Source organism: Flavobacterium sp. FPG59, assembly GCF_002150205.1.
In the GTDB taxonomy this organism is placed as follows: Bacteria; Bacteroidota; Bacteroidia; order Flavobacteriales; family Flavobacteriaceae; genus Flavobacterium.
Window position 1 is genome coordinate 1 of the sequence record NZ_MTCA01000199.1, and the last position, 5,602, is coordinate 5,602.

Sequence of the window (5,602 nt, forward strand, 5' to 3'; positions counted from 1 at the left end):
TATATTGATAATCAATTAAGTAATGYAAATAGAAACGTCCTTATTCTATTGCAAAAATAYAAAAAATAGTTTTTGAATTTGTTTTTAATGGTTGTTTTTGAAAGGAATTTATTTTAAGGCTCACAAGCTACCGTAGGTTTAGTTCAACAGCAGTTTGCAGAAATGGCGGGTTTTGGGCTTAATTTAAAGTTGGTTTTGTGTCTTTGAAGTCAGTGCAAAACAGCAAGTTTCGGCTTCCTTAATCAACCACTTCTAGAAGCACGAGAACGATAGTCCCGAAGAAATTCGGGACTTTTTTTAGGATTTATTTTTCCAATTCAAACGATGAAAAACACTCAATCGAATAATATCACGATCAAAAAAATCAACGCCGCTAGGTCGTCTTTGATAACTGTTGAGGTAGCCTAACTCATACGAAAAATGGTTGCTGGCTTGAAAATGTAAAGCTGCGTAAATTCTGTTTTGGTCAAAGGTGTTTTTACGGGTTGATTTTCCAGCATTAAACATGATTTCATCAGAGAGAATGGCTTTTACAGCTTGGTTTTCTTTTTTCCAAAACGTATAATCTCCTTGCAGACGGTATCTAAAACGCCATGAAAAAGTACTTCCTAGCAGTAATCCTGAAGAATTAGCGTTGTGAATAAAACGTTCCTCTACTTGAAAACGCTGATTGAGTACTATTTTTTTGCCGCTGATTCTCCAAGTCAAGTCTTGTTGCCCGCGGTATTCAGGAATCCTAAAGTCGGGATTAATTTCAGGTATTTGTGTAGTAACCGAAAAATGAGCAAATCCAGCACCTGTTTCCAGATGGCTGTTTATTCTGTAACGTCCTTGCACACGCAACACATAAACATTTTGCTGAATGGGTTTTGTGAAAACTCGATTGTCAATTTCAGAATGTAAAGACCATTTTTCACTCAACAGCAATTGGTTGTAATAGCGCGTCCATACAATACTTTGATGGTCAACTTTTTTTACGGTTTGTGCTTGTAACCCCAAAGAGAGTAGTGTACAAAAGAAAAGAAATTTTTGAGTCATTAGTTTTAAAAATGGTTGCAAATGTACACAAAGTCAACCATTTTAAAGCAGTTACGTATCTGTTGATTCAATTCTTTTCGTATAAAAAAAAACAGCACCGTCAACCTATTTGGTAGCGGTGCTGTATTATAAAAGGATAAAGTTGCTGTTTACAACGAATATTTCAAGGTAATTCCGTAGGTTCTTTGGTCACCTAAAACACCAGCATAATGTCCAGCATTTCCTCCAGCTGGTAATAATTGCTCAAAGTAATCTTTGTTCAATAAGTTTCGACCCCAAAAGTTTACAGATAATCCTTCGGTTGCTCTAAATCCGAAACGACCGTTAAAGATGGCATATCCTTGAACCACCAAGAATTTTGAAGCTGATGGACTTGATGAAAATTCAGAGCGTGCATACGAGTCAATTGCTACAAAGAATTTACCTAGGTTACTAAAAAACTTAGCTGATTTGGTATATTCTCCGCCTAAACTTCCGGCCCATTTTGAAACACCTGGCAAAGTACTTCCAGACACATCTTTGAAAGATACAGGAGCTCCCGTTTCTTCAAGAGGCAGTGGAGCGTTGGTGAATTTAATATATTTTCCATCCGTATAACTCAATGCCCCGTTGAAAGTAAAATGTTCATTGATTACAAAACTAGCATCAACTTCAGCACCTCGTACACGTACTTTGTCTGCATTGGCTAGGTAACCACGATTTACTCCTAATTCAGCTGCTTGTACATTGGTTTGGAAATCTTTAATGTCCGTATTGTACAAAGTCAAGTTTAAAATAGCTCTTTTGAACGGAGAGGTTTTTATTCCAATTTCATAATGATTTACGTCTTCGGGTCTAATGACAGCAAGATCAGCCAATGTTTGTCCTGCGGCAGGAGTCGGCAAACCAGCTACGTTTACACCCACTGGTTTGTAACTTTTAGCATAAGTAGCGTAGCCATTAATTTTATCAGTCGCTTTGTAATTCACCGTTATATTTCCTGAAAAGTCAAACTTGTCTTTGTTTGCAGAGAAGGTTTGGTTGGTGTACACCGCTCTTTTTATTGCCAATAATTGCGGATCGTTGGTTTGTAAACCACCATACGTTTGACGGTCGTAGTTCGATTCTTTTTTGTCATAATTGTAGCGTAAGCCTGGTAGAATATGTAATCTATCGGTAACTTGCCAATCTAATTGACCAAATAACGCCGCACTTACAGCATGAATATCAGCAATAGTGCGTATTCCGTAGCCTTCTAGCAATCCTGGTTCAGCCCATCTAGCAAGCGGTACAGGAGTTGAAACCCCATTATTGTTGTAGTTTACCGGCGATTGAGAAAAACGCCATTGTGCATTTCCAGATTCTTCTGTTCCTCTAATCTTAACCGTTTGATCGATAAAAAAGGCACCAACCACTCCGCTTAATTTAGAAGATACTTGTCCTGCATAGCGAATTTCTTGTGTCAACTGCGTATGTCTGGCTAGATTTTGTGATTTAGCCAAAACTTGAAGTCCTGTAAAATCTCTATCGTTTGAAGGATCCCAGTTCCAAAAACGCCATGCTGTAGTTGAGGTTAAAGTTCCTTTACCAATTTTAGTATCTACGTTAAGCGAGGCGCCACCTAAATCTTGTCCCGAACGCCATGGTGTATCGTGGTCAATTTTACGATCAAAAGCATTTCTGCTTGGGAGTTGGTAATTTAAATCAGCAATGATGGCGTCAAATTGGCGGTAAGCGGCTCTTTGTGTTGGCGCTACACCAGCAATAACTTGCGCATATCCATCAGGACGCTGTGTAGTGATGTCAGCTGCGAATAAAATGTTCGTATTTTCAGTAACATTGTACAATAATTGGCCTCTAATTCCTTGATTGTTTAAAGTGTTTGTAGGTCTTCCAGTGGCTACGTTGTCAATTAAACCGTCTCTTTGTGTTCCCGAAAATGAGATTCGACCAGCCAGTTTTTTACTTAACGCACCTGTTATTGATGTTTTAGCTTGAAGGAAACCGTAATTTCCGTAGCTTACTTCAAAATCAGCGCCAGATGTAAAACTTGGTTTTCTGGTGGTAATGTTAAACGCTCCTGAGGTTGTGTTTTTACCAAAAAGTGATCCTTGTGGTCCACGTAATACTTCAATCCGGTCAATATCTACAAAGTCTAAAGTAGTGGCTGCTGGGCGCGAATAATATACTCCGTCAACATAAAAACCAACACCAGGGTCAATCCCGTCATTAGTGAGTCCGTAAGGCGAACCAAGTCCTCTAATGTTGATGCCCGTATTTCTAGGATTTGAGGAGTACAATTGTACCGAAGGAATCAATTCTTTCACTCGATTTACGTTGAAAGCGCCTGCTTGTTCCGCTTGTTTTCCAGTTACTACAGATACAGCAATTGGGATATCTTGCGCTTTTTCTATTCTTCTGCGAGAGGTAACAACCACTTCAGAGAGTACTTTTTCTTCTCCGTATGAAATGATGATCTCTAGCGGTTTTATGTTGGTAGGCAATTCGGTAATTTTAATTTCTTTGGTATTATAGCCTGCATATTGCACGATAAGTGTGAAGGGAAGTGACTTTGCTTCGATACTGAAAGTTCCATCAGCTAGCGTTGTGGTGGTGTTTGTGGTGCCTTTTAGAACGATATTGACAGCTGCAATTGGGGCATCTTGTTCGTCTTTTACTTTTCCTTCAAGAAGTACTTGAGCAAAAGAAGTGGAGAAAACTAGAAAAAATAATAAAGTTGTGCTTAATTTTAGATAAATATTTTTCATTTATAGTATGTATATGTAATTAGTAGAGTTTTAAAATAATTTTTTTTATTTCTAACACATACACATCATACAGGCGATTGATCTGGGGTTTAATTTTTTGAAAACTTCTGGGGATTTTTGTACTTGCATCTTTTTCATCTTGCTTTAAATAGAGTTACTATTAATATTTCGATGCAAATATATATAAATTCTATAAAATTAGTAGAGTTTAAAATAAATTTTTTATTTTTTGACTAATGAGGCTATGGTAATGCCTTGCATGGCCTTTAAGGTCTCATCTCGAATAAGCATTAAACCATGACGTAGGCTGCATTCAGACTCTGTTTTACAATCTGAACAAGGTTCATAAAAATTTAAAGAAGCACAAGGTAATAACGCAATAGCTCCATCAAACAAGCGGTGTATGTCAGCTAGAGTGATGTCATTTCCTGATTTTAAAAGATAATAACCTCCAAATTTACCTTGCTTGCTACCCACAAAATGCCCCCTTTTTAGATCCAATAAAATCTGCTCCAAAAATTTTTTTGGAATAGAAGCCGACTCGGCAATTTCAATTGTTTTAGAAATATGGCTTGCGTCCTGCTCGGCTAGATAGAGCAGTGCTTTAAGGGCATATTTAGTTTTTTGTGAAAGCATTCGGTATTCGTATTACGCTTTTTTTACTGTTTAAAAGCGAGGTTAAAGATACTTGTTTTTTTAAACGAATCAACTTAAACGATGAAGTTTTCAGATCATCAGGATTGTTGTTATTAATGAGATTGCTTACCGTTAAATTAAAAAAGGATAAAGAAGCCTGTAGCAGCTTTATCCTTTTTTGAGTTAAGGGTATTTTACAAATTTATTTGCAGCTGCTTTTCAACTTAATAGCGTAATTTGGATTTAACGGTTCGTTTGTTTGTGCTAGTCGTTGTGAACCCACATTTGCTGGACAAGCAATGTCATTAGTCGCATCATAAACTATTCGTTTTCCAGTAGCCAATAGCGTTTTTGGAACATAAATTTGTACTTTGGTTATAGCGTAACCAGACGGGTAATACCGAATGTAGTATCCATCAGGATGTAAAGTCCAAATCCCACTTGGAATATCTGTACGTACAGGTGCCATACCCGCAATAATGGCGTATTTTTCCATTTCGGCGTAGGTGTAATTTCCATTAGCAACCATTTGTCGAATATTATTTTCGGCTTCAAAAACATTTTGAACTGCTTGAGGAAGTTTTGATTTTGCTTGATTCATAAGGCTAGCAGGCAATACCCCTAACATACCACCTTCAAGGTGCGTTAATTCAGCTGTACTCAAAAGAGCGATAGCTGTTAGTTTTAGTTGTCCACTGAAATCGGCAAAACGGGATCTAGCTATAATGGCCCACAATAATTCTTGAATGTTCTGCTGCTTTATTTCAGGATGTTTTTCGGCATTTTTTAAAATTGTAGTTACAATTTCTTGCTTAGGTCCTAGAGTGGGTGCGTACATGTACCCATCGCCTTGAGAAGGGGCAAAGGTACCTGCTTTTAAACAATAACTTTTGGCACTCATTTCATAAAAGCCATCGCACAATACAAAACCGCCTTCAGCAGCTTTTGGTAACAAATATAAAGGCTGTACATTTTTGACCACCAGTAAATCAGGTAATTTTGATCCTGTTTGATCTACATTTTCAAATGAAGTTGTAATAGATTCTGGTTTTTTTAGTACTTGATCAAGTCCCATTTTTTTGGCTCCTAATGCAGCGCCTGCTTGCAATACTTTTTCTTTCCAACCGCTAAATTGGGAGTAACCTTGAAATCCAATGCACAACATTAGGATTGCAATACCA

The 5,602-nt window shown here is 37.5% G+C and carries 4 protein-coding genes; all 4 read right to left on the minus strand.

Translation table 11 applies throughout. The annotated features are described in order from the left end of the window. Positions 1 to 297: 297 nt before the first annotated feature. Positions 298 to 1,038 (minus strand): DUF2490 domain-containing protein, encoded by a 741-nt coding sequence (locus FPG59_RS13280; RefSeq protein WP_086455071.1) that lies wholly within the window; start codon positions 1,036 to 1,038, stop codon positions 298 to 300. A 149-nt stretch (positions 1,039 to 1,187) separates the two neighbouring features. After that, entirely contained in the window at positions 1,188 to 3,785 is a 2,598-nt protein-coding gene (locus FPG59_RS13285; protein ID WP_086455072.1) for a TonB-dependent receptor, read from the minus strand. Between the two features lie 222 nt (positions 3,786 to 4,007). Further along, complete coding sequence (locus FPG59_RS13290) at positions 4,008 to 4,421, minus strand: Rrf2 family transcriptional regulator (RefSeq protein ID WP_086455073.1); 414 nt, start codon at positions 4,419 to 4,421, stop codon at positions 4,008 to 4,010. 202 nt (positions 4,422 to 4,623) lie between these two features. Then, the coding region (locus FPG59_RS16680; RefSeq protein WP_176330752.1) for a hypothetical protein at positions 4,624 to 5,602 on the minus strand (979 nt) is incomplete at its 5' end.

Coding starts and splice junctions, on each gene's coding strand:
- FPG59_RS13280 (WP_086455071.1), bottom strand. CDS start 1,038: ATGACTCAAAAATTTCTTTTCTTTTGTACACTACTCTCTTTGGGGTTA.
- FPG59_RS13285 (WP_086455072.1), bottom strand. CDS start 3,785: ATGAAAAATATTTATCTAAAATTAAGCACAACTTTATTATTTTTTCTA.
- FPG59_RS13290 (WP_086455073.1), bottom strand. CDS start 4,421: ATGCTTTCACAAAAAACTAAATATGCCCTTAAAGCACTGCTCTATCTA.